Raw genomic sequence first — 22,849 nt, 5'->3', positions numbered from 1 at the left:
AATTCGTCAGAATTTTTTTGAGCCAGAACGTAATCGTTTGCCTTTGACATCAATTGAGACAAATACTTTGTTTGGATTGATTTAAGTCCCCCTACTAAGCTGCAATGTTTCTGGAGAAAGACATGCAAAAGAACACCCTCTGGTTCAATGGCCTATCCATGGATGATGTCGACAAAGTCGGCGGTAAAAATGCTTCACTTGGCGAAATGGTTTCTAACCTTGCTAATGTTGGCGTATCAGTACCAAATGGCTTTGCGACAACCTCATACGCGTTTAACCAATTCCTTGACCACGAAGGTTTGGATGAGCGTATTCACCAATTACTTGATGAACTGGACGTTGACGATGTTGAAGCTCTGCGTAAGACAGGCGCTACCATCCGTCAATGGGTATTACAAGCCCCTTTCCCTGCGGATCTTGAACAAGAAATTCGCAATAATTATGAAGAACTTATCGAAGGCAACACTGAGCTTTCGGTAGCGGTTCGCTCTTCTGCAACAGCGGAAGACCTACCAGATGCCTCTTTTGCTGGTCAGCAAGAAACGTTCTTGAACGTGAAAGGCATCGACGCAGTACTAGAAGCCACAAAGCACGTTTACGCTTCTCTATTTAACGACCGTGCGATCTCTTACCGTGTTCACCAAGGTTTCGACCACCGTGGCATCTCGCTATCTGCGGGTATCCAACGCATGGTTCGTTCAGACAAAGCCTCTTCTGGGGTTATGTTTACGCTAGACACTGAATCTGGCTTTGACCAAGTCGTGTTCATTACATCGTCTTGGGGCCTAGGTGAAATGGTTGTTCAAGGCGCGGTAAACCCAGACGAGTTCTACGTTCACAAGCCAATGCTTGAAGCGGGTGAGCACCCGATCGTTAAGAAAACCTTTGGTTCAAAGTTGATCAAAATGATCTACTCAAACAACCAAGAGATCGGCAAGCAAGTTGATATCATCGATACGTCAGAAGAAGAGCGCAACACCTTCTCTCTAAACGAAGAAGAGATCAAAGAGCTGGCTAAACAAGCGATGATCATCGAGAAGCACTACCAACGTCCAATGGACATTGAGTGGGCAAAAGATGGTATCGACGGCAAGTTGTACATCGTTCAAGCACGTCCAGAAACCGTATGTTCTCAAACAGAACAAAACGTGATTGAACGTTACGAACTGAACAACAAAGCCGATGTGCTTGTCGAAGGCCGTGCTATCGGTCAACGCATCGGTAAAGGCCCAGTACGTTTGGTTGATTCTCTAGACCAAATGTCACTGGTTCAAGAAGGCGATGTGCTTGTCACAGACATGACTGACCCAGACTGGGAACCAGTGATGAAGAAAGCATCGGCAATCGTCACTAACCGTGGTGGACGTACGTGTCACGCAGCAATCATCGCTCGTGAATTAGGTATTCCTGCTATCGTTGGTTGTGGCGACGCGACAAGCAAACTGACCGATGGTGCAACCGTAACCGTCTCTTGTTCAGAAGGTGAAACAGGTTACGTTTACCAAGGCGACTTGGATTTTGAAGTAAAACGCTCTTCTGTTGATGAACTGCCATTGTTGCCAACAAAAGTGATGATGAACGTGGGTAACCCTGATCGCGCGTTCGACTTCGCACAAATTCCAAACGAAGGTGTTGGTCTTGCTCGTCTTGAATTCATCATCAACAAGATGATCGGCATTCACCCGAAAGCACTGTTGAACTTTGACGCTCAAAGCGATGAGCTGAAAGCGGAAATCAAACAGCGCATTCGTGGTTACAAAGATCCTATCGATTTCTACGTAAGTAAACTGACGGAAGGCATTGCGACCATCGCTTCTGCTTTCTGGCCAAAACGCGTCATTGTTCGTATGTCTGACTTTAAGTCGAACGAATACAGCAACTTGGTTGGTGGTAAAGCGTACGAACCGCACGAAGAAAACCCAATGCTAGGCTTCCGTGGCGCGTCTCGTTACATTTCCCCAGTGTTTGAAGACTGTTTCGAGCTAGAAACGCAAGCCATCAAACGCGTTCGTAACGAAATGGGCCTGAAGAACGTTGAAATCATGATCCCATTTGTGCGTACGCCAAGCGAAGCCGCATCGGTTATCGATTTGCTAGCGAAGTTTGATCTGCGCCGTGGTGACCAAGGTCTGAAAGTCATCATGATGTGCGAACTGCCATCAAACGCAGTGCTTGCCGATGAGTTCTTGAAGTACTTTGACGGCTTCTCTATCGGTTCAAACGACATGACTCAGCTGACGCTTGGTCTAGACCGTGACTCTGGCGATGTAGCTCACCTATTTGATGAGCGTAACGCAGCGGTGAAAATCATGCTGAAAATGGCGATTGATGCTGCAACCAAAGCTGGCAAGTACGTAGGTATTTGTGGTCAAGGCCCATCAGATCATGAAGATTTGGCAGAATGGTTGATGGAGCAAGGCATTAGCTCTGTTTCACTCAACCCAGACACCGTTATCGACACTTGGTTACAGCTAGGTAAAGTTAGCAAGTAATTTGCCGAAAGGAAGCCACTTAACACAAGGGCTCCTAAACCAATGAGACAAAGCCCTCAAGCTGCGGTTTGAGGGCTTTTTTGTTGGGCTTCTATCACGCTCTTGTCAAGGGTACGTGAGTTCGTGACGTCAATCCCAACCTAGAATCATCGTCAATTTTCCCTATCCAAAATTTCACCTAAAATGAAATAAAACCGACCACGTTTAGGACGAGCTCTGATGAAAAAGCCGATCGTTATCTTAACCACACTTATGTTACTCACCTCTCCTGCTCATGCAGATTGGGACGAGATATCCAACAAAATGTCTGAGCTAGGCGAAGCGGTTTCGGATACTGCGCAAGATGTTTGGGACGACACTAAAGCCTTTTCAAAACAAGCGTGGCAAGATTTCACGAATTGGTCCGAAGAAGCAATCAATACGGCTGGCGAGTGGACAGATGCCAGTATCGAAAAAAGCAAAGAATGGATAGATTCCGCAGACAAAAAAATTGATGAGTTGATGGAAGGCGACACGCCAGAAGAAGCGCGTCAAGCGATTGATTTGATGGCCGATAGCACCTTACTCAAACTCTTTAATGAAAAACCAGAAGCGAAAGCGATTTACGATAAAGCTTACGGCTACGCCGTTTTTGACTCTCGCAAACTCTCTTTGCTTTTCCACACTAATTCAGGCTCTGGTGTGGCGGTAGATAAGACCACCGAAAAACGCACCTACATGAACATGTTTGGTATGGGGGTTGCGCTAGGGCTCGGCGGCAAGTTTTATCAGCAAGTGGTTTTGTTTGAAAGCAAACAAGACTTCGATACGTTCGTCAACGAAGGCTGGGAAGCGACCAGCGAAGCTTCAGCAGTTGCAGGCGAAGATACCGAAGAGTTCTCTGCACAGTTCAACAGCGGCGTTGCCGTTTATCAGCTCAACTCAAAAGGCTTACTTATCGATGCGAATGTATCTGGTTCAAAATACTGGGTAAATGAAGAGCTCACCAACGCCCAGTAATTTACCTGCTCTGGTTGAAAACACTTCACAACAACGAATGGTTTCACAGGAATTGATAAAAATCTGATCATTAAAAATCATAGAATTAACAATCGAGAACGCAAAACTGAGTACCTGAGCAACTTTTTAGGGGGAAGTCACGAGAAGATGGTGACTTCCCTTTCTCGTTGGATTGCTTTTGGTTATGCTTGCGCAAAATTAAATCATGTCAACTCGATGATCGCATGCCTAACCAAAACTTTAACGCGCAACTCGCAGAAGCAATTTCTGCTTTAAACACGCCTAACTTCACCCCAAAATTGATGAGCGTGATTCACTCAATTTTCGATTTTGATTGCGCGATCATTCTTGGTTACCGAGAAGGCAAACATCCGATCTATCTTTATGACTCGATTGAAAATGAACGTGAGTTGCTATTTCAACGTTACCTGACCAACTCATTTCAAAACGATCCGTTTTTCCAAAACCTCAACCAGAACAAGCAACAAGGCATCTTCACCCTAAAAGATGTGGCGAAAAAAGGCATCGAGTATCAAACGTATCGAAAGCAGTTTTACGATCAAACAGGTTGGAAAGATGAACTCAGCATGCTGGTAGAAATCGAATCCGGTCGTTGGGTAATTCTCTATTTTGGCTGTTTGCGTGAAGGTAAACGCTTCTCTGCCGCGCAAATCAACAGCTTGCGCTCGCATTTTTCTGTTCTTCAATCGCTGTGCCAACAGCATTGGAAACAAGCCGAGTTTAACTTATCAGAGCCCGTAGTTCGCCCAGACGCCTACACAGGCAATATGAAGGTTGCCATTGAGCAGGCGTTAAGCTCATTTGGCATAGAGTCACTGACTCGACGGGAGCAGGAAGTCGCTTCTCTCCTTGCTCAAGGATTTGATACTAAAGAAATTTCTGCGCATCTTCATCTTGTTCAAGGCACAGTAAAAAACCATCGAAAGCGCATCTATTCTCAGCTTAATGTTTCATCGTTGAGTGAGCTGTTTCAATTGTTCCTCAACCACCTGATCATGCACTCAAAATAGAAAACCATCCCTTTAGGGATATATCGGCAAAAGGTGTCGCGTTTTAGTCTGAATACAACAATCACTAAAACAGACAAAAAGAATGACGACACCATTACTGCAAGATTTACAAGATCGTGGTTTGATTGCACAAGCCAGCGATTTGGAAGAAATTCAGACACTTCTCTCACAGCCTCAAACCGTTTACTGCGGCTTCGATCCTACTGCAGGCAGCTTGCACATCGGCCACCTCGTGCCTTTGATTATGCTTAAGCGCTTTCAAGATGCCGGACACCAAGCCGTTGCTCTGATCGGTGGTGCAACGGGCATGATTGGCGACCCAAGCTTTAAAGCGACTGAGCGCAGTCTGAACTCAGCGGAAATCGTCTCAGGCTGGGTTAACGATCTCTCAAACCAAATTCAACAGTTGATGAATCACCAATTGAGCAAGCCAATGATCATGGTGAACAACGCTGACTGGATGAAAGCAATCAATGTGATCGACTTCTTCCGCGATGTGGGTAAGCACTTCTCGATCAATACTATGATCAACCGAGAATCGGTAAAACAACGCCTGCAACGCCCTGACCAAGGTATCTCCTTCACCGAATTTAGCTACGCTCTGCTGCAATCGTACGATTTTTCCGAGCTAAACCGTCAATACGGTTGCCGTTTGCAAATCGGTGGCAATGACCAATGGGGGAACATCGTTAGTGGGATCGATTTAACTCGTCGTCAAAATGGTGAGCAAGTATTTGGCTTAACTCTGCCGCTGATCACCAAATCCGATGGCACCAAATTTGGCAAAACTGAAGGTGGTGCAGTATGGCTAGATCCTAGTAAGACCTCTCCTTACGCGTTCTACCAGTTCTGGCTTGGCGCAGAAGACGCCGACGTTTACCACTTCTTGCGTTACTACACATTCTTGAGCTGCGAAGAAATTGCCAGCATTGAAGCGCAAGACCAAGCAAGCCAAGGTAAACCGCAAGCACAACGTATTCTCGCTGAGGAAATGACGCGATTTGTTCATGGCGAAGAAGGACTAGCTAGTGCCGAGCGCATCACTCAAGCTTTATTCAGCGGTAATGTGCAACAACTGAGTTTGGGTGAATTAAAACAATTGGAGTTGGATGGTTTACCAAGCATTGAGAGCGCACAACAAGATTTGGTTGAGCTGTTGATTGAGTCGGGCTTAGCAAGCTCAAAGCGTGTTGCACGCGAACACATCAGCAACAACGCCATCAGTGTAAACGGAGAAAAAGTGTCGGCTGATAACCCGAGTTTGAGCTTCCCACTGTTCGATCAATACTGGTTATTGCAACGCGGTAAAAAGCACTTTTGCCTCGTAAAGCGGGCCGCGTAGCAACACTCGCAGTACAAAACCTATAAAAATTCCCCTCACCACTTTCGTGATGAGGGGAATCCAAACTTGAACGATTTTAAGCCTAACAATAGGCAAAGACGTCGCTTATTGCGTTCTTAAACGTTGCCAGTACTTTTCGTAAATCGCTAACGTTTCTGCGCCAACATCATTAATAAACTCGCCTTTTTTCATGTCTTCTGATGAAGGGAAAATCGTACGGTTGTTTTTCAACTCTTCTGGCAATTTGTCACGCCCAGCGTTCGTTGCCGAAGCATAACCCAAACTGGTCACGATTTCCGCTTGGTTCTCTGATTGGTACATAAAGTTAATAAATTTATGCGCCAATGCTTTGTTTTTACTTCCAGACGGAATAGTGAAGTTGTCCATCCACAATACCGCCCCCTCTTCCGGCATCACGAACCTCAGCTCAGGCATTTCAACCTGCCCTTGGAATGCGTTGCCGTTCCATTGCATGCCGACCGATGTTTCACCGGACACGTAAGGGACTTGAGGTGCATCTGAGTTGTACAGCAATACGTTATTTTTCAGTGCCACTAAAGAATCGAAAGCCTGTTTGATTTCTGCTTCATCTTTGGTGTTCACGCTATGGCCATTTTTCTTCAGCGCCATACCGAACACATCGCGAACGTCATCAATCAGCATGACTTGTTGTTCGTATTGTGACTCCCATAAGTCAGCCCATTTTGTCACTGGTTGCTCAACCATGGATTCGTTGTAGCTGATCCCGGTAATGCCCCAAATATAAGGCAGAGAGTAATCATTTTTCGGATCGTGCGCTTGGCCAAGTAAGCCGTCCATTGTGTCTTGCATGTTTGGCACTTGAGCGTGATCTATTTTCGAAAGCAGCCCTTCTCGACCCATTTTTTCAATGAAGTACGCAGAAGCAAAAACCACATCGTAACCAGAGCCTTTTAGCAATTTTAGCTTGGTGTACATTGATTCATTATTCTCAAAGGTCGAATAATTAATCGTAACGCCTTCTTGTTTTTCGAACGCTTTTAACGATGCTTCCGGCAAATAGCCACCCCATGCATAAACGTTCAACGTTTTGCTATCTGCATGAGCAAACATGCTGAGCACAAGAGCACTCAGCCCCAATCCTTTGATGATTAATTTCATGGTATGCGATCCAACCAGTCCAGCGACGCGCTGGGATTCGGGTGCATAATTAGGTAATTGTTACCCAATTGAAAGAAAATTTAATTAATCTTTAACAGCAAAAATATTTATCGAATTTATAAAATTAATGCGCATTTTTAATAGCGACTGTGCATACCAAAATGATGAGACATTCCATCTTCCATTCGACCACCTTTCCAGCCACCAGCACCGAATAAATGAAGCACATCTTGAGCGGTATAGTCGACACCAGCGAAGAAGTCATGCGCCACATCAGAGCGGATGGCTTGCAACTCCGGTTGGTTTTCCAAATCAAGATCTTGCGGATTCGCATACAACGCCAACGCAATTTTTTGTTGGCACGCGCTTAACTCGCTGGTGCTCGTCTTTACCTGACCGACGGAAAAGTACTCACGACTGCCGTATCCCACCATCAATCTGGTACTCATAAGCTTAATCACTTTCTTAATGCGGCGACGTTGTATAAATCTCAACATGTTGAAGTCCTTATTTATATTTCGATAATTAATAATAAGTTTTGTATACCACACATCAATACTCTAGAGTGTCAGGGTTTAGCACGGCACTCAAAGAGTATGGAGTTCAAGAGTGAAAATTGACGATCTAAAACTGTTCACCAAAGTCGTCCAACTTGGCAGCTTTACAGCGGCAGCCAATGCTTTGGACTTGCCACGAGCAAATGTAAGTCGACGCATTGGAGAACTAGAACGTTACCTCGGAACGCAACTTTTTCACCGCACCACTCGCAGCCTTTCGTTGACAAACAAAGGCGATGCCTACTACCAAGATCTACAAAAAGTACTCACCTTGCTTGATTCGGCAAACCAGCAAGCCAGTAACGAAAGCATCGAGGTCAGAGGCAAAATCAAACTTGGCCTTCTGCCAGAAACCTATGAACATCTTCAACCCATTTTGTTTGAATTTCAGGATCAATACCCGCAGGTCGAACTCGACATTCGCAATATCAACAATGGCTTTATTGATATGTTTCAGCAGGGGTTGGACATCGCGCTGCACGGCGGCATGCTGTTTGATTCAGACATTGTCGCGAGAAAGATCTTAACGCTAGACCGATGTGTCGTTGCCTCACCGAACTATCTTCAAACTCACGGCACGCCCGCCACATTAGAAGAGTTGAGCGATCATCAGTGCATTTGTTTTCGTTGGCCAAATGGCAATGTCGACAACCTTTGGCATTTTCAGGAACAAAACGTAGCGCTCAAACCGAAACTCATTTCCAACAACATCGGCTTTATTAAAAGCTCCACAGTGCTTGACCGCGGCATCAGTTATATCCCAAAACTGTTGGTAAAAAATGAGCTCGAATCCGGTGCATTGGTGCAAGTATTGTCTCAATATGCTGTCACAGAAGAAACGGGGTGGTTGCTCTATCCTCAACCGAAAACGCTAAACCAAGCCAGCCGGTTACTTATTGAACATTTGTGCAATAAAATCCCAAAACTTTTGTAGTTTGCATTTATTGTCATAAAATTTGTGACATTGAATCATGCGCACGCATGATTATCTGAACATCTGTGAATTATAAGATGGCGCCGAAATTATGGAGCCATCTTATGAATCATCAAATCAAAACCGCTGCGCTGAGCACTATCGCGCTCTCTCTACTCGGCTGTAATCAAGCTCAACCTCAGGTTGAGGAGCCAAGCGCATCCAGACCCGTTCAAGTGATTGAAGTCAACGAAAGGAATGAAGAACTCAATAAATCATTCAGCGGGATCGTAAAAGCAAAAGAAACCGCCTCACTCTCTTTTCGTGTACCCGGCACCGTGGAAAGCGTGTTCGTAAATAAAGGCAGCGTGGTAGAAAAAGGCCAAGTCATTGCCACGCTGGACAAGCACGACTACCAAGTTTCACTAGAAGAATTACAAGCGCGCATGTTAGAAGCGCAATCAGCACACAAACTCGCGAAAGCCGAGTTAAAGCGCGTAAAACAAGCAACTTCTGATGATGCCATTGCCAGCGTAAACTTAGACCGAGCCATCAGCAGCTACGAACGTAGCCTCTCTGCCGTCAAAGTGGTTGAGAAAAACATCCAACGTGCAAAAGATGCCCTACGTTACACCACTCTACGTGCACCATTCACTGGCATTGTTGCCGACGTTTCTGTTGATCCACATGAGCAAACCTTGCCGGGCGGCAGTGTTGTGTCAATTCAGCAAGAAGACAGCTGGGAAGTGGACATCGACGTGCCGGAAAATATGATTGCGCAATTCGCACTAGGTCAGCCAGCATCGTTGACTTGGTATGATTCGGAGCAATCCTACCAAGCAACCGTGGCAGAAATCGCGCCGAAGAAACACTTGCTCAAACAAACCTATACCGTCACGCTAGACATCGATTCGATTTCCAGTGCGCTATTCAACGGTAAAGCAGTCACGGTTAATACCGCGCTCAACACCAGTCACTCAAGCCATTGCTTTCCTTACTCTGCAATTTTGGGTGAGAAACAAACTCTACACGTGAATGTGGTTCGTGATGCGGTTATTCATTCAGAGCCGGTCAACCTTGACTCTATCGACGCATACCAAGCGTGTGTGACCGGAAGTTTTGAGCAAGGCGATTATGTGGTGATCAGCGGTAGCCATTATCTGAGCGAGGGCGATGCCGCCCCAAACCTGACCATCAAGACGTTGTAGGTGCGAATCCATGATCAATTTAGCTGAATTCGCGATTCGCCAACGTAAGTTCGTTCTGTTCTTTATCGTATTGAGCGTGATCGCTGGCATCTATTCTTACTTCGACTTAGGCAAGTTGGAAGACCCGAGCTTTACGGTAAAAACTGCGGTAGTCGTGACCCTTTATCCGGGTGCATCTGCCGAAGAAGTCGAGCACCAAGTCACCGATACCGTGGAAACCAAGTTGCAGGAAATGGCAGAGTTGGATCGCTTGCGCTCATTGTCTCGCCCAGGTTTGTCTATGGTCTTTGTTGACCTCAAAGAGAGCCTTAATTCCAAAGCACTTCCGCAGGAATGGGACTTATTGAGACGCAAAGTGGACGATGTAAAACTGCAGCTGCCTTCCAGCGCGCAGATCAGCGTAGTGCAAGACGAGTTCTCTGAAGTCTACGGTATGCTTTTCTCTATCCACAGCACAGATGCTGCGCCAGAAGAGTTGCGTCGCTACGCCGAAGAGCTACAACGCCAAATCAAAGCCGTCGACGGCATCAAAAAGATCGAGCTACACGGCGTTCAACCTCGCGTTGTGCACATCGATATGCCAGACGAGCGCTTGGCTCAATATGGTTTGTCGATCGCACAAGTTTGGAACCAACTGAGCACACAAAACAGCACGTTCGAAGCGGGAAAATTCGATGCAGGTACAGAACGTATTCGTATTGCGCAAACCAGTGAGTTTCAGTCTCTAGAAGACATTCGCAATTTAATCATCAATGGTGGCACCGGCGAGTTTGGCTCGGGGTTGATTCGTCTTGGTGACATCGCCGACATCACCATGGGTTATCAAACACCAGCATTGGCAGAAAACCGCTACAACGGAGAGCCCGCTGTCACCTTGGCGGTGAGTCCAGTTCAAGGCATTAACGTGGTGTCACTTGGCGATACGATTCAAGACATCATCGCTAACTACCAGGCAACGCTGCCGCTGGGTGTCGACATCTCGACCGTTGCTTATCAACCTGAAGAAGTACAAAAGTCTATCGACGACTTTGTTGGCAACCTGCTTGAAAGTGTCGCGATTGTTTTTGTGGTGTTGTTGGTCTTCATGGGTTTTAAGAGTGCGACCATCGTTGGCGCAAGCTTGCTCCTGACGATTTTGCTCACGCTTGTATACATGAACATCGCCAGCATCGATTTGCACCGTGTCTCGCTAGGTACGTTTATTCTCGCACTGGGCATGTTGGTGGATAACGCCATTGTGATCACCGATATGATGATCGCTAAGCTCAACAAAGGTATCGAGCGAACTCGCGCCGCGATTGATTCCGTCAAAGAAACCTCCGTGCCACTTTTAGGCGCAACTGTCATCGCGATTATGGGCGCAAGCCCAGTGTTGTTCTCCAAAACCGACTCCGCCGAGTTTGCGAGCTCTGTGTTCTACATTGTGGCATCGTCACTGTTGCTTTCATGGATCGTCGCGATGACGTTTACGGTATTAATGGCGTGGATGTTCATCAAGCCAAAAGCTAACAACGAAGAGACTAAACCGAGCCGTTATAAACAGTTGGTATTCTGGACGGTGGACAACCCGCGTAAAGCATTAGCCGCTTTGGTTCCGTTGATTTTAGTCACCGCCGTGGCAATCCCGTATGTGGCCGTGAACTTTATTCCTCAGTCGGATCGCTCAATTGTGTTTCTCGATTACTGGCTACCCAATGGTGCCAAGATTGAACAAACCTCGGCAGACATGCGCAAAGTTGAAGAATGGTTGGTCGCACAACCAGAAGTGGAAAGTATCTCTAGCTATGTCGGCACCAGTGCACCTCGCTTCTCGGTAACGGTAGAGCCTGAGCCGCTCGACCCTGCCTACGGGCAGATTCTGATCAACACCAAAGACTACGAGAGCATCAGTCACTTGGTAACGCGTGGCGATGATTGGCTGAAAGAGGCGTTTCCAGATGCCGAACCTCGCTTCCGAGCGCTGAAGCTGGCAACCAAAGATAAGTTCGCGGTTGAGGTGCGTTTTTCTGGTCCGGATGAAACCGTATTACATCAACTAGCGGCGGAAGCGAAAACGATTTTTGCTTCAAACCCTGATGCAAAATACATTCGCGATGATTGGCGCCAAGAAAGCAAAGTGCTCAAGCCGATTCTAAACCAAGACAAAATGCGTCAAGCAGGAATTAACCGCGCCGATGTCGCTTTCGCGCTAAAACGCGCATCAGACGGCATGCCGCTCGGACAAATGAACCTGAATGATGAGCTGATTCCAATTCAGTTACGTGGCACATCGCAAAACATGGCGTCACTAGAAACGCTACCTGTGCGCTCTCTACTTGGCTTTAACAGCGTTCCGCTTGGTCAAGTGGTGGATGGATTCGAACTGGTCACCGAAGAGAGCATGATTTGGCGACGCGACCGCGTGAAAACCATCACGGTTCAAGCGGGTGTGAGCCGAGACTCCACACCAGCGAACGTAAGAAATGCCATTAAAGATCAGGTTGAAGCTATCCAACTTCCGGCGGGTTACAGCATGGAATGGGGCGGCGAATATTACGATGAAGACAAAGCGGTCACCGACATCATGAAGCAGCAACCAAAAGCAATGCTGATCATGGTGATCATTTTAGTCGCGATGTTCAACGGCTTTAAGCAGCCAATCATCATCCTCGCAACGCTACCACTGGCAGCATCAGGGGCTGTGTTTGCTCTGCTTGGATTCGATAAACCATTTGGCTTTATGGCGCTGATCGGAGCCATCACGCTGACCGGGATGATCATCAAAAATGGCATCGTACTAATGGATCAAATTGAGCTCGAACGCGCAAATGGCAAGAGCTTGTCTGACGCGATCAAAGAAGCCACGGTCAACCGTACTATGGCCATTTCTATGGGTGCGTTAACGACTGCGCTCGGCATGATCCCGCTGCTGTCAGATCTGCTGTTTGACCAAATGGCGGCAACCATCATCGGAGGCTTGGCGGCCGCAACCATATTGTCACTGTTTGTCATGCCTGCGCTGTATCGCCTTGCTTACAAAGAAAAAGCACCGTCCACACAAACCAACGCTGAGCTAGAGGAGGCGTCATCGTGAAAAAATTCATTCTAACGCCTGTCGTTCTAGCCCTAAGTTTAGCGGGCTGTGCAGTGGGGCCAGACTACCAAGCATCGACCACCAGCATGGCAGAAACCTACTTGAACGCCGAAAATGCAGGGTTGAGTACCGATTCACAACACGTTGAGTTTTGGTGGACTAAGTTTCACGATCCGGTGTTGAATCAAATGGTTCAAGACATGCAGAGCCAAAACATTCCGCTGAAAGTGGCGGCCGAGCGGGTGAAAATGGCCAACAACTATAAAACCATGGTGGAGTCATTCAAGGTACCGACAATTAATCTCGGTGCGGGTTACATGAACTATCAGTTCAGTAAAAATGACTCTTCACTCGGTCCGATATTGAATCCACTCAGTGATTCCGTGTCGGGTCTGCCACCTCAAATTGGTAACGTCACCCTAATGGATAATCAGCACGATGGCGTATTTGCAGGCGCGAGTATCGCTTGGGAGGCTGATCTGTTTGGGCGCATCGACCGCCAAGCGAACGCGGCGCAAATTCGTCTCGAACAAGCTCAGATCTATCAAAGCGGCTTGAACACGGTGATCACAGCGGATTTGATTCACAACTACTTGCAATACCAAGGCGCGAGTGAGCGCCTTGAATTGGCAAAGTCGAACTTAGAAGATCAACGACGCACACTCGACCTCGTCGGAAAAGTCGTGCGCAGCGGCTACGGTTCTGATCTCGATTTAGCCCAAGCAAAGGCCACGCTTGCGGCGATGGAATCGCTCGTTCCGCAGTTAGAGATTGCACAACAAGCGCACAAACATCGTTTAGCAGTATTGCTTGGTGAGCCGCTAACGCAAGTCGAAATCCGTCTGTCTAAGCAACATAGTGTACCTGTCATGCAGGACATGGTGCCGGTCGGTTTACCTTCCGATCTGTTGAAACGTCGTACCGATATTCGCTTAGCCGAGCGCGAAATGGCCGCGCTCAATGAAGAGTTAGCAGCAAGCGTTGCTGATCAATATCCGAAGTTCTTTTTGACGGGCGCTCCGGGGTTGTCGGCGTCAAGCTTTGACGATCTTTTCAGTAGCGATTCTTTCGGTTGGATGGGCGCGGCAGGCGTAAGCTGGAACTTGTTCGATGGGGGGCGTGGCGAGGCAATTGAAGCCATCAACCAAGCGCGTTTTGATTCGGCGACATTGTCTTATCAACATACGGTAGAGGCGGCTTTGGCAGAAACCGAATCCACGCTGTTTACTTATGGTCGCAGCCAAGAAAATCAGCGCCGAATCGATGACGCATTGAAAGCCACCAATAACGCCGTCAACAAAGCCAAGTCACTGTACCGAGCAGGCTTGATTGATCACTTATCAGTTTTAGATGCGCAACGTCAGCAACGCATGATGCAAGATCAGCAAGTCGCGGCAAAGTTACAAACCGCACAAGCTACGATTGCGCTCTACAAATCACTTGGTGGTGATTGGACGCTACAACCAGAAGCACAACCCGAAACGAATGCCAAAGGTTAGGTTTCTTACAAACCTCACACCTTTGCATCATAACGGATGCCGTTAAATCGGTTAAAAAGAGGCCACTTAGATGGCCTCTTAGTTTGTGAGGCAAATATTTCTACCACCTATACCCTCTCTCGGTTGTATAATGCCGGCTCTGAAATATTTTGTTACGTTACTTCGGTAACCCCTGAGATTACAACATGAACAACAGCAGATGGGTCGGCTTGCTCGGCGGCACGATCGTTTTACTTTGCACATTTCTCCTCTTCGGATCTTCCGTTCATGCTGATTGGTACATGATGCCTGCAGAAGCAGTGAACGGCATCGCATTTACACTGGCTTTCGGGCTAGGGCTGAATAGCATTTTTGCCTACGTCACAGCATTCATTACGCTCGCTGCGTTATTCTACATTGGCTACGTTGTTGGCTACCGCGTTCATCAAAAGCTTAGGTAGAAACCTTAACTTTAAGACCATTTATCTCAACCCGCCTAACACTTAAGTTTTAGCTTTTATTCAATAAATTGGCTTTTGACCTACTTTTTATGCGGACATATTGAGATCGGAGCATTTTCCCGAAAACCGTATAGTTTTATGCCATGCTGCCTCATAGAATAGTTTATAAAAACGGCAGTAGGTATCGAGCAACTTTATGAAATGCAGTGTCGCATGCAGACGAGAACAACGCCCGAGAAAGCATATGCGCCCAGCATTTCCCAACCTAAACGGCGCACTTTCTGTGTTTCTCCCGTCCTCCATTCACACTCAGTCCATACAGACTTCTCTCCCTGACTGCCCATTATTTGCTGTTCCTAAGAGACATAACGATGGACAGAACGCAGTTCACCAAAATTTTTACGCGCTACTACATGCGCTCTACAAGTTTGGGGATTATTTTTACCCTATTCGCTTGTGCAATCAGAGGGGTTAATCTTGTTGTATACCTTCCTTACGTGTTATCCGCGAGCACTTGTTTTACTTACCTTTGGGCAAGTCGAACTTTCACGCTCGAGCAAAAACATCAATCTGTCGTCATTGCCCTAATCCTCGGTTACACCCTCACTTTTTACCTGTACTTTTTCTTAGGCGGACATTTTCTTTTTTCGTCGTTGGTGACGATCAACCTACTTTTGACCATGGTTGAGTTCGGTGTTTTTTGGTCGTTCTTTACCTACGCCTTATCAATGACTTTTTGCTTTTACATTGATTTGATAACGGCAGGGAATGACCCTTTTAAACTCCACGCTTTAAAAGAATTTTTCATTCAAAGTACGTTTTTATTTTTGTTCAACCTGTTTATTTACAAAGGGCTACGCTCTATCGAGTGTTATTGGCATGGCATTTGGCAAACACAATATGAACAGGTGGAAAAGCTTGAACGATTGCTCGAAATCGACGAGCTCACTGGGTGCTATTCCCGCTTTAAAGGCAATCAACTGATCGAACAACAGATTCAACGTGCCCAACCGTTTACTCTGTTGTACATCGATCTTGATGGCTTTAAAGCCGTGAATGATGAATTTGGTCACGACGCCGGAGATAAGGTGTTGCAGATCACCGCCCAACGTATTTTGCATCTGTTAGACGACGGCCAGTTCGCGACACGCATCGGAGGCGATGAGTTTATTCTGTGCCTGCCAAACATCGAAGACACCAAGGAGTTAGAACAGTTTCAGTCTTTGCTGCATCACGCATGCAGTGCACCCATTTTTATCCATTTTCAAAACGTTCACATCGGTTTAAGTGTTGGTATGGCTCGCTTTCCTCATGAAGGAAGCTGTAGCGATTCCTTAATTCAACATGCTGACCAAATGATGTACCTCACTAAAAGATCAAGAACATAAAGTTTTGGCTCGGTCCGAGCCGCTGAGAAGCACTCAAAAATATAATAATTTCAGGACGTAGATATATGGTTAGTAAGTTAGAATTTTCGCATGCAGTGGCTGCTATTCGAAAGGAAAGGGGGTTAACTCAAGGCCAATTAGCGGATGAGCTAGCCCGAAGTTACAGCGCTTTTGAAAGCTTAAATCAACCCACACTAAGCCAGTGGGAAAGCGGTAAAGTAACGCCCAGTTTGCTCAAGCGGCTTGCTTTCGCTCACTACATCGGCAAGCAGTATCAATACACCTCCAGCGAATACAAACGGGTCAAAGCTTCACAAAGCAAAAGCATCTATTTGAGCTTTAAAGACATTGTTTACGAATACCGTGTAACCGATGTGAAAAATTGCGCCCTTAGCCAAATCAGTTTGACGGAATATGAGCAAATTAACGCCGTACACAAACAACTGATCACGCCCGGCGGAATAGAAGACACGCTCAATCAATTCAATGAATCCCCCAGCAAGGCCCGCCTCTACTACTGTGAAGGCATGTTGGTTGGCCATTTGATTTATCAAGAGCTGAGGTCTGAATTTAGGATTCTCAGCTTTTGGCATTTAGGGCGCTCGATACTGAAGTACTTAGTCACCGACATTCTCCAAGTCATGGGAAATACGATCATCCATTTCCCGGTTCATGAGCCCGTGATTAAACAACTTCTCTTCGACATTTTTATTCGGGACTTCTATCAACATCGGCGAGTTACGTTCTTTAGAGCCCCCGCCACACAAATCTTCGGAAACCCCATGGTGAAATATTGCTTTGATGGGCTGTTAGACCTGGTGCTCTATCGCTTTCATCAAGTAGGAAATGAGTTTATGCAGTCTCGACAGGAGGTTCATTGATGATGAATACCAACACAACCAACAACACCGTCTTATTGTTCACCTTCAACAACATTCAAGGTCGCGGCTTGCAAACCGCTATTGAACAGAACCTAGAAAAACCCGTACTTTTAACCCAAGGCGCTGACGTCAATTTCCCTAGCACCCGCGATGAACACTATATAGCGATAGTCGATAGTTCTCTCCCTGAATTGCCAGAGGTCAAACAAACTCTCAGTGAGTTAGAGCACGTAGATGCGACTGTATTGGTCAACGCAGAACCGAATCTGAGGATCGAGAGCTTACTCACTTGGTCAAACTTGAAAGGTTTGTTCTATTTTGAGGATGATTTCGACAAGGTAATGATGGGGCTAAAAGGCATTTTGAACGGAGAGAATTGGCTCTCTCGCGATATTCTCAATCAACTGATTGGCCACCTATTGAGCCTAAACAATACCGTCGGTGAGCTAGAAACGAAACTCGAAATGGAACTGACCCGTCGTGAGCAGCAAGTGCTCTCCGCACTGTGTCAGGGTGGCTCAAACCTTGATATTGCCGATTCGCTCTTTGTCAGTGAGCACACGGTGAAATCGCACCTCTATAGTATTTTCCGTAAGCTCGAAGTCAAAAACCGCATGCAGGCCATTACGTGGGCAAAACGTAATTTGCTCTAGTGTGAAACAACAAAGGGAGCATGGAAGCCCCCTTTCAACGTTGAGTTTGTGTTTACTGCATCAAATGGTAAACCCGTAATGATGTCGACATCGCGTCCAGATCGTCTCCCAAAAACTCAATCATTACAGGCTGGTTCGCCAGAAGAGTGAGGCTGGAATCACTGAAACGACCTTGGGTATCACACTCCACATGTACAAAGAAAGCAGGCTTATCCGCAACCAATGTAATTTGGCGCCCCTCAATCGAGACATCAATATTGGCTTTCGCCATCGGCAACGTTTTCAGCTCATGAGTGCAAAACCATGTGTTGCTTATTCTGTCTTCACCGATTTGCGCTTCAACATAGAAGAAGCCTGACGTAAGTTCATCCTTCTCAAACGATTCATCCAATTGCCACAAAATCGTATTACTGTCTGCTATGACCGTCTGTTCTAAGCTCCAACATTGCTTTTCTTCCCCTTGCCAATCTACCCACTTGAGCTGAGCATTGACGCTTGCTGGCTCTTTGGCATCATTGAGCAAATGCAGGCTCAACTTGCCTGTATGCTCGGAAAATGCCAAATACTGCGGCGCAAAAAATCGCTTCGCATGGTAGTGCAACTGCTTCCAACGGCCACTGTACTCCAAGCTTGACCAAGAACTGACGGGCCAGTTGTCATTGAGCTGCCAATACAGCATGCCTCGACAAATTGGAGAAATCGCGCGCCAGTGATCACACGCGGTTTTGATGGCCATCGCTTGTTGCACTTGGCTCAAATACAACATCTGCTCAAAGCCTGATGGAAAACGGAAGTAACGAGTAAACATCTCAGTGATGATGCTGTTACCACGTGGATTCTTTTGGTGTTGCTCGAACGTTGGTGAAGTGATGTTCCAGTCTCGCTCGGGTACAAACTGCTTCACCTCCGCAAAAGACGGCCAAGATTGGAAGCCAAATTCAGAGCAAAAACGAGGATTGATGTTTAGATACGCGCTAAATGATTTACCCGAATGCCATACATCCCAAAAGTGCATGTCGCCTTTGCTATCATCGTGCCATGCGTCACCAAAATCCAACTCGCCATTGCAGGGAGAGCTCGGCCAAAAGCGGCGCGAATCATCTTGCTGAGTAATCACTTGTTCAATCATGCGATTGAGGCGGTCATAATTGACGGTGTATTTTACTTTGTTGTGCTTAGATTCGTCATACCAACCAATGGCACCAATCACTTCGTTGTCGCCACACCAAAGCGCAATGGAAGGATGCGCTTTAAGGCGAGGAATTTGGAATCGAAGTTCTTCTTCTACGTCTTTTAAAAACTCGTCGTTTGATGGGTACAACGAGCAGGCGAACATCATGTCTTGCCACACCAGCACACCGAGTTCATCACAAAGATTATAAAAGGTTTCACTCTCGTACTGACCGCCGCCCCACACGCGAATCATGTTCATGTTGGCATCAACCGCACTTTGCAATAGGTCTCGATAGCGGCGTTCACATTCTCGCCCCGGCATCGCATCGACGGGAATCCAGTTCGCACCTTTGGCATTAATAGGCGTGCCATTGACGATAAATTCCATCGCAGATCCATGTTCATCTGCCTGACTATTTAAGCTCAACTGACGAAGTCCAATCTTGCACGACAGCGTTTGCTCACCACAACCAACAGAAATGGTGTACAGATGCGCATCGCCGTAACCTGCTGGCCACCAGAGTTGCGGCTTTTGAACATGGAACTGACAGTGATAGTGACCACTTCCTTCGATTTGAATGAATTGAACTTCGCAATCAAATTCCACGGTAACATGATGGCTTTGGTTGTTGGTTTGCACTTCCACCAGCGCGTCTAAAATCACACTGCCATCGGCTTGCCATTGCTGCTCGGTTGAGACATTTTTTAACCAAATGTCGGTCACTACATCGATTTGGATGGGGTCGTAAATTCCCGATACCATCAAACAAATGCCCCAATCCCATCCAGAATGGCATTGTGTTTTGCGGATCAAATTCATGTGTGGAATTTGGTTGTTGCCCATTGCCGATGGAATAGGAAATGGCAGTTTTTTTGCTCTTGCGATACCTTCTAAATCCACCCGAGCAAACTCAACCCGAATTGTGTTAGTACCTTGTTTTAAATACGGTTTAACATCCACACGTTGCTGGGCAAACATATTGCTGCTAGTTAGTACTCGCTCACCATTGATAAAGAACTGAGCCAAAGTGTCAACGCGAGTCAGCGTCATCCAAATATGAGAAGCGCACAGCGTGGAGTCGCCCACTTCAAACTGTCGTTCAATATGCCAATCACACGCTTCGATCCAGCGGACTTTGGCTTCGTTATCAGCAAAATAAGGGTTGGGGATGAGCTCTGCTTGCAATAATGCCGAGACATTATCGCCGGGCAAATTCATAGGAATATCGATATCTGGACGCTGTGGTGAGGTAAGTTGCCACGTCCCGTTGAGTTCAATTTGAGCCATAGGGTAAGACCTTTAATTTTTATTAGAACAAGTTGGCTCAATGTAATTCTGATGAGTCCCTACAAGAATAAGGGGAATGTCATTTACAAACGAAATGCGGCGCACTTCACGCTAAAATTTCAATCAAAATCTCTGCAAAAAAATCAGAGGCTTGGCTAAAGTGTTAAAAATTAATCTAAATCTACGGTTATATTCGCTATCTCGACATGTTACCATCAGCGGCTTTTTGAACATCCTCACACTTTTCATCGACTTGATGTGAGGGGAAATGCACGGCTTCCGAGCCCTAAAAAGCGAAGTAATTATGTCAAATATGACGAATGCCGCCCCCCATACTCCTATTCAGGAAGCAGACTATTCTGCCATTCATCCCCCTTCCCTACTGAAACGCCTCGAACTCACCAATCCAGTATTCTGGTTGAGTGGTAGCTTCCTCAGTTTGTTCGTTCTGCTTGCATTGACGAACACCGAATCTCTAACCGCAATGGTTAACGCAGGCTTTGGGTTTGCGACAAAATATTTCGGAGCTTACTGGCAAGTATTGCTTCTTCTCAATTTCCTTATCGGTTTGGCTCTCGCGTTTGGTCGTGCAGGGTATGTACGTTTGGGCGGCTTAGCGAAACCAGACATCGACACATTTAAATGGCTGTCGATTGTACTGTGCACCCTACTCGCTGGTGGTGGTGTTTTTTGGGCTGCTGCCGAGCCAATTGCTCACTTTGTTACAGCGCCACCTTTGTATGGTGAAGCTTCACCAAAAACTTCTGCAATCAATGCATTATCTCAGTCGTTTATGCACTGGGGATTTTTGGCTTGGGCGATTCTCGGTTGCCTTTCTTCCATCGTATTGATGCATCTGCACTACGACAAAGGCTTGCCACTTAAACCGCGCACATTGCTTTACCCAATCTTTGGCGACAAAGCGATTCATGGCTGGATTGGTAACCTGGCGGATGCGTGCAGCATCATCGCCGTTGCCGCTGGCACTATCGGCCCTATTGGCTTTCTTGGTTTGCAAATCAGCTTCGCGCTGAACTCATTATTTGGTTTCCCAGATAACTTCATTACCCAAAGCATGGTGATTGTCGCTGCCATCGTGATGTACACGCTTTCGGCGCTAAGTGGCGTAAGCAAAGGCATCCAACTTGTGAGCCGTTACAACATCATCCTGTCGGTACTGCTGATCGGTTACATCCTGTTCTTTGGCCCAACGAGCTTTATTATTGATGGCTATGTGCAAGGCGTAGGCCGCATGGTGGATAACTTTTTCCCGATGGCGCTTTATCGCGGTGACACTGGCTGGTTAAGCTGGTGGACGGTGTTCTTCTGGGGTTGGTTTATTGGTTACGGGCCAATGATGGCAATCTTCATCGCGCGTATTTCGCGTGGCCGTACAATTCGCCAATTGATTTTGTCCATCAGTATTGCTGCACCGCTGATCACCTGTTTTTGGTTCAGCATCGTGGGCGGTAGCGGTTTAGCATTCGAGCTCGCGAATCCGGGATTGATCTCTTCGGCTTTTGAAGGCTTCAACCTTCCAGCCGTATTGCTTGCAATCACTGGTGAACTGCCATTTCCAATGATCATTTCGGTGCTGTTCTTGATTTTGACCACCACCTTCATCGTTACGACTGGAGACTCGATGACCTACACCATCAGTGTGGTAATGACGGGTTCTGCCGAGCCAAACGCAGTGATTCGCTCGTTTTGGGGATTGATGATGGGCGTTGTGGCTATCGCGCTGATTTCTATGGGTTCAGGCGGTATCACTGCGCTGCAATCCTTCATTGTGATCACCGCGGTTCCCGTATCTTTCATTTTGCTACCTAGCATTTTGAAAGCGCCGGGCATTGCCAATCAAATGGCGAAGGATCAAGGTTTGGTTTAAGTCTGGTTTAGATACCCAACCCCATAAAATGCAAAGAGCCCTTAATTGGGCTCTTTTTAATTCTGCTGTTTATCCCACGCTGTCTATGCGAATCATCACCGCGTCAGGTCGCCAGTATTCCAACTCGCAATCCATTAGCTCTCCATCTTGCTTGTAGTTCACGCGACAAATTTTCAGTACAGGTTGTCCTTCAGCCAGATTCAATGCTTTCGCCACATGTGCTGGTGCTGACGTTGGAATGACATCGAATCGAGAACGCATTGTTTCGTAGCCATATTTCTCACGGTAAATGCCCGTCAGCGACATAGTCAGATTCTCTGCCAAAATACCATCAAACAAACTCGCTTTTAGAACGTTTTCAACAAACAGCACGGCTCGCCCATCAATACAACGCAAACGCTCAATGATGTGGATTGGCGTCATCTGCTCGATATCGAGCGCTTTTGCGTAATCCCCTGCCGCCATTTCACTGCGCACGCTGATCAGTTGGGTGGCTGCAATCCGATGCTGCTCACGAATCATTTGATGAAAGTGAGAACGCGACAACGGGTTGTAGCAGATTCGCTCAGGAGACACGTACCAACCACGGCGCTCTTCTCGATAAATCAGCCCTTCAGTTTCCAACGAGACTAACGCATCTTTAATCGTGATTCGGGTGGTAGAAAACAGCTCACTTAACTCTCTTTCTGAAGGCAGTTTTTGCCCTTGAGAAACCACGCCAGAGTGAATTTGCTGTCTCAAGCTGGTTTTAATTTTTCCTAACTGCGTCCCTAACTGGCCCGCACCTGTTGTTTTCATTCTGACCTAGTCCAATAGATATTTTCTCAACAAGATAAGAGGCTTAAGTAACAGAAATATGACAAGTCAAACTGCTCACTTCTTCA

The 22,849-nt window shown here is 46.7% G+C and carries 17 protein-coding genes; 13 read left to right on the top strand and 4 right to left on the bottom strand.

Features of this window, described 5'->3' with window-relative positions:
• Positions 1-122: 122 nt before the first annotated feature.
• From ppsA to tyrS, 4 genes are all read left to right on the top strand, one after another.
• Positions 123-2,492, top strand: coding sequence for a phosphoenolpyruvate synthase (gene ppsA / locus BIW15_RS18040; protein ID WP_005479906.1), 2,370 nt, complete (start codon positions 123-125; stop codon positions 2,490-2,492).
• Positions 2,493-2,711: 219 nt separating this feature from the next.
• The gene (locus tag BIW15_RS18035) at positions 2,712-3,491 is read left to right on the top strand and encodes a hypothetical protein (RefSeq protein ID WP_077281393.1); all 780 of its coding nucleotides are present in this window, start codon (positions 2,712-2,714) and stop codon (positions 3,489-3,491) included.
• 224 nt (positions 3,492-3,715) lie between these two features.
• Positions 3,716-4,522 carry a helix-turn-helix transcriptional regulator gene (locus BIW15_RS18030; RefSeq protein WP_015312930.1) on the top strand — a complete coding sequence of 269 codons (807 nt, stop codon included), beginning with the start codon at positions 3,716-3,718 and terminating at the stop codon, positions 4,520-4,522.
• A gap of 82 nt (positions 4,523-4,604) precedes the next feature.
• Positions 4,605-5,864, top strand: coding sequence for a tyrosine--tRNA ligase (gene tyrS, locus BIW15_RS18025; RefSeq protein ID WP_077281392.1), 1,260 nt, complete (start codon positions 4,605-4,607; stop codon positions 5,862-5,864).
• A gap of 105 nt (positions 5,865-5,969) precedes the next feature.
• Here tyrS and BIW15_RS18020 read toward each other — a convergent pair whose 3' ends face one another.
• Positions 5,970-7,004, bottom strand: coding sequence for a PotD/PotF family extracellular solute-binding protein (locus BIW15_RS18020; protein WP_025503891.1), 1,035 nt, complete (start codon positions 7,002-7,004; stop codon positions 5,970-5,972).
• A 137-nt stretch (positions 7,005-7,141) separates the two neighbouring features.
• Positions 7,142-7,501, bottom strand: a complete 360-nt coding sequence (locus tag BIW15_RS18015) for a DUF6559 family protein (protein ID WP_025442546.1) — start codon at positions 7,499-7,501, stop codon at positions 7,142-7,144.
• A 112-nt stretch (positions 7,502-7,613) separates the two neighbouring features.
• Between BIW15_RS18015 and BIW15_RS18010 the strand changes: the two genes are divergently transcribed.
• The 8 genes from BIW15_RS18010 to BIW15_RS17975 all read left to right on the top strand — a co-directional run bounded on the left by BIW15_RS18010 (position 7,614) and on the right by BIW15_RS17975 (position 17,616).
• Positions 7,614-8,495, top strand: a complete 882-nt coding sequence (locus BIW15_RS18010) for a LysR family transcriptional regulator (protein ID WP_005479816.1) — start codon at positions 7,614-7,616, stop codon at positions 8,493-8,495.
• Between the two features lie 104 nt (positions 8,496-8,599).
• The gene (locus BIW15_RS18005) at positions 8,600-9,682 is read left to right on the top strand and encodes an efflux RND transporter periplasmic adaptor subunit (protein WP_023583966.1); all 1,083 of its coding nucleotides are present in this window, start codon (positions 8,600-8,602) and stop codon (positions 9,680-9,682) included.
• A gap of 10 nt (positions 9,683-9,692) precedes the next feature.
• Positions 9,693-12,755 (top strand): efflux RND transporter permease subunit, encoded by a 3,063-nt coding sequence (locus BIW15_RS18000; protein WP_025503892.1) that lies wholly within the window; start codon positions 9,693-9,695, stop codon positions 12,753-12,755.
• Positions 12,752-14,254, top strand: coding sequence for an efflux transporter outer membrane subunit (locus BIW15_RS17995; RefSeq protein WP_077281390.1), 1,503 nt, complete (start codon positions 12,752-12,754; stop codon positions 14,252-14,254). The genes BIW15_RS18000 and BIW15_RS17995 overlap by 4 nt, the downstream gene beginning before the upstream one ends.
• A 185-nt stretch (positions 14,255-14,439) precedes the next feature.
• Entirely contained in the window at positions 14,440-14,694 is a 255-nt protein-coding gene (locus BIW15_RS17990; RefSeq protein ID WP_011106259.1) for a hypothetical protein, read from the top strand.
• 371 nt (positions 14,695-15,065) lie between these two features.
• A complete protein-coding gene (locus BIW15_RS17985) occupies positions 15,066-16,082 on the top strand; it encodes a GGDEF domain-containing protein (RefSeq protein ID WP_017447948.1) in 1,017 nt (338 codons plus the stop codon).
• Positions 16,083-16,147: 65 nt separating this feature from the next.
• The gene (locus BIW15_RS17980; protein WP_005479824.1) at positions 16,148-16,963 is read left to right on the top strand and encodes a helix-turn-helix domain-containing protein; all 816 of its coding nucleotides are present in this window, start codon (positions 16,148-16,150) and stop codon (positions 16,961-16,963) included.
• Positions 16,963-17,616 carry a LuxR C-terminal-related transcriptional regulator gene (locus tag BIW15_RS17975; protein WP_077281389.1) on the top strand — a complete coding sequence of 218 codons (654 nt, stop codon included), beginning with the start codon at positions 16,963-16,965 and terminating at the stop codon, positions 17,614-17,616. Before BIW15_RS17980 ends, BIW15_RS17975 begins: the two co-directional genes overlap by 1 nt.
• 52 nt (positions 17,617-17,668) lie before the next feature.
• On the opposite strand, the gene BIW15_RS17970 is transcribed toward BIW15_RS17975, so the two are convergent.
• A complete protein-coding gene (locus tag BIW15_RS17970; RefSeq protein WP_077281388.1) occupies positions 17,669-20,077 on the bottom strand; it encodes a glycoside hydrolase family 2 protein in 2,409 nt (802 codons plus the stop codon).
• Positions 20,078-20,381: 304 nt separating this feature from the next.
• Here BIW15_RS17970 and BIW15_RS17965 point away from each other — a divergent pair, with 304 nt between their 5' ends.
• A complete protein-coding gene (locus BIW15_RS17965; protein ID WP_179115300.1) occupies positions 20,382-21,965 on the top strand; it encodes a BCCT family transporter in 1,584 nt (527 codons plus the stop codon).
• 69 nt (positions 21,966-22,034) lie between these two features.
• Here BIW15_RS17965 and BIW15_RS17960 read toward each other — a convergent pair whose 3' ends face one another.
• Positions 22,035-22,763 carry a UTRA domain-containing protein gene (locus BIW15_RS17960; protein WP_005483913.1) on the bottom strand — a complete coding sequence of 243 codons (729 nt, stop codon included), beginning with the start codon at positions 22,761-22,763 and terminating at the stop codon, positions 22,035-22,037.
• Positions 22,764-22,849: the final 86 nt, after the last annotated feature.

Source organism: Vibrio sp. SALL6, from assembly GCF_002002385.1.
Taxonomy (GTDB): domain Bacteria; phylum Pseudomonadota; class Gammaproteobacteria; order Enterobacterales; family Vibrionaceae; genus Vibrio; species Vibrio parahaemolyticus.
Note: the sequence above shows the minus strand (reverse complement) of the source record. Positions and strands in the feature narration are given on the sequence as shown.

What these genes read in the sequence shown, in the direction of transcription:
- BIW15_RS17975 (WP_077281389.1), top strand. Translation starts at nt 16,963, where the DNA reads ATGATGAATACCAACACAACCAACAACACCGTCTTATTGTTCACCTTC.
- BIW15_RS17980 (WP_005479824.1), top strand. Translation starts at nt 16,148, where the DNA reads ATGGTTAGTAAGTTAGAATTTTCGCATGCAGTGGCTGCTATTCGAAAG.
- BIW15_RS18005 (WP_023583966.1), top strand. Translation starts at nt 8,600, where the DNA reads ATGAATCATCAAATCAAAACCGCTGCGCTGAGCACTATCGCGCTCTCT.
- BIW15_RS17965 (WP_179115300.1), top strand. Translation starts at nt 20,382, where the DNA reads ATGTCAAATATGACGAATGCCGCCCCCCATACTCCTATTCAGGAAGCA.
- BIW15_RS18015 (WP_025442546.1), bottom strand. Translation starts at nt 7,501, where the DNA reads ATGTTGAGATTTATACAACGTCGCCGCATTAAGAAAGTGATTAAGCTT.
- BIW15_RS17960 (WP_005483913.1), bottom strand. Translation starts at nt 22,763, where the DNA reads ATGAAAACAACAGGTGCGGGCCAGTTAGGGACGCAGTTAGGAAAAATT.
- BIW15_RS17970 (WP_077281388.1), bottom strand. Translation starts at nt 20,077, where the DNA reads ATGGCTCAAATTGAACTCAACGGGACGTGGCAACTTACCTCACCACAG.
- BIW15_RS18000 (WP_025503892.1), top strand. Translation starts at nt 9,693, where the DNA reads ATGATCAATTTAGCTGAATTCGCGATTCGCCAACGTAAGTTCGTTCTG.
- BIW15_RS17990 (WP_011106259.1), top strand. Translation starts at nt 14,440, where the DNA reads ATGAACAACAGCAGATGGGTCGGCTTGCTCGGCGGCACGATCGTTTTA.
- BIW15_RS18035 (WP_077281393.1), top strand. Translation starts at nt 2,712, where the DNA reads ATGAAAAAGCCGATCGTTATCTTAACCACACTTATGTTACTCACCTCT.
- ppsA (WP_005479906.1), top strand. Translation starts at nt 123, where the DNA reads ATGCAAAAGAACACCCTCTGGTTCAATGGCCTATCCATGGATGATGTC.
- tyrS (WP_077281392.1), top strand. Translation starts at nt 4,605, where the DNA reads ATGACGACACCATTACTGCAAGATTTACAAGATCGTGGTTTGATTGCA.
- BIW15_RS17985 (WP_017447948.1), top strand. Translation starts at nt 15,066, where the DNA reads ATGGACAGAACGCAGTTCACCAAAATTTTTACGCGCTACTACATGCGC.
- BIW15_RS18030 (WP_015312930.1), top strand. Translation starts at nt 3,716, where the DNA reads ATGCCTAACCAAAACTTTAACGCGCAACTCGCAGAAGCAATTTCTGCT.
- BIW15_RS18020 (WP_025503891.1), bottom strand. Translation starts at nt 7,004, where the DNA reads ATGAAATTAATCATCAAAGGATTGGGGCTGAGTGCTCTTGTGCTCAGC.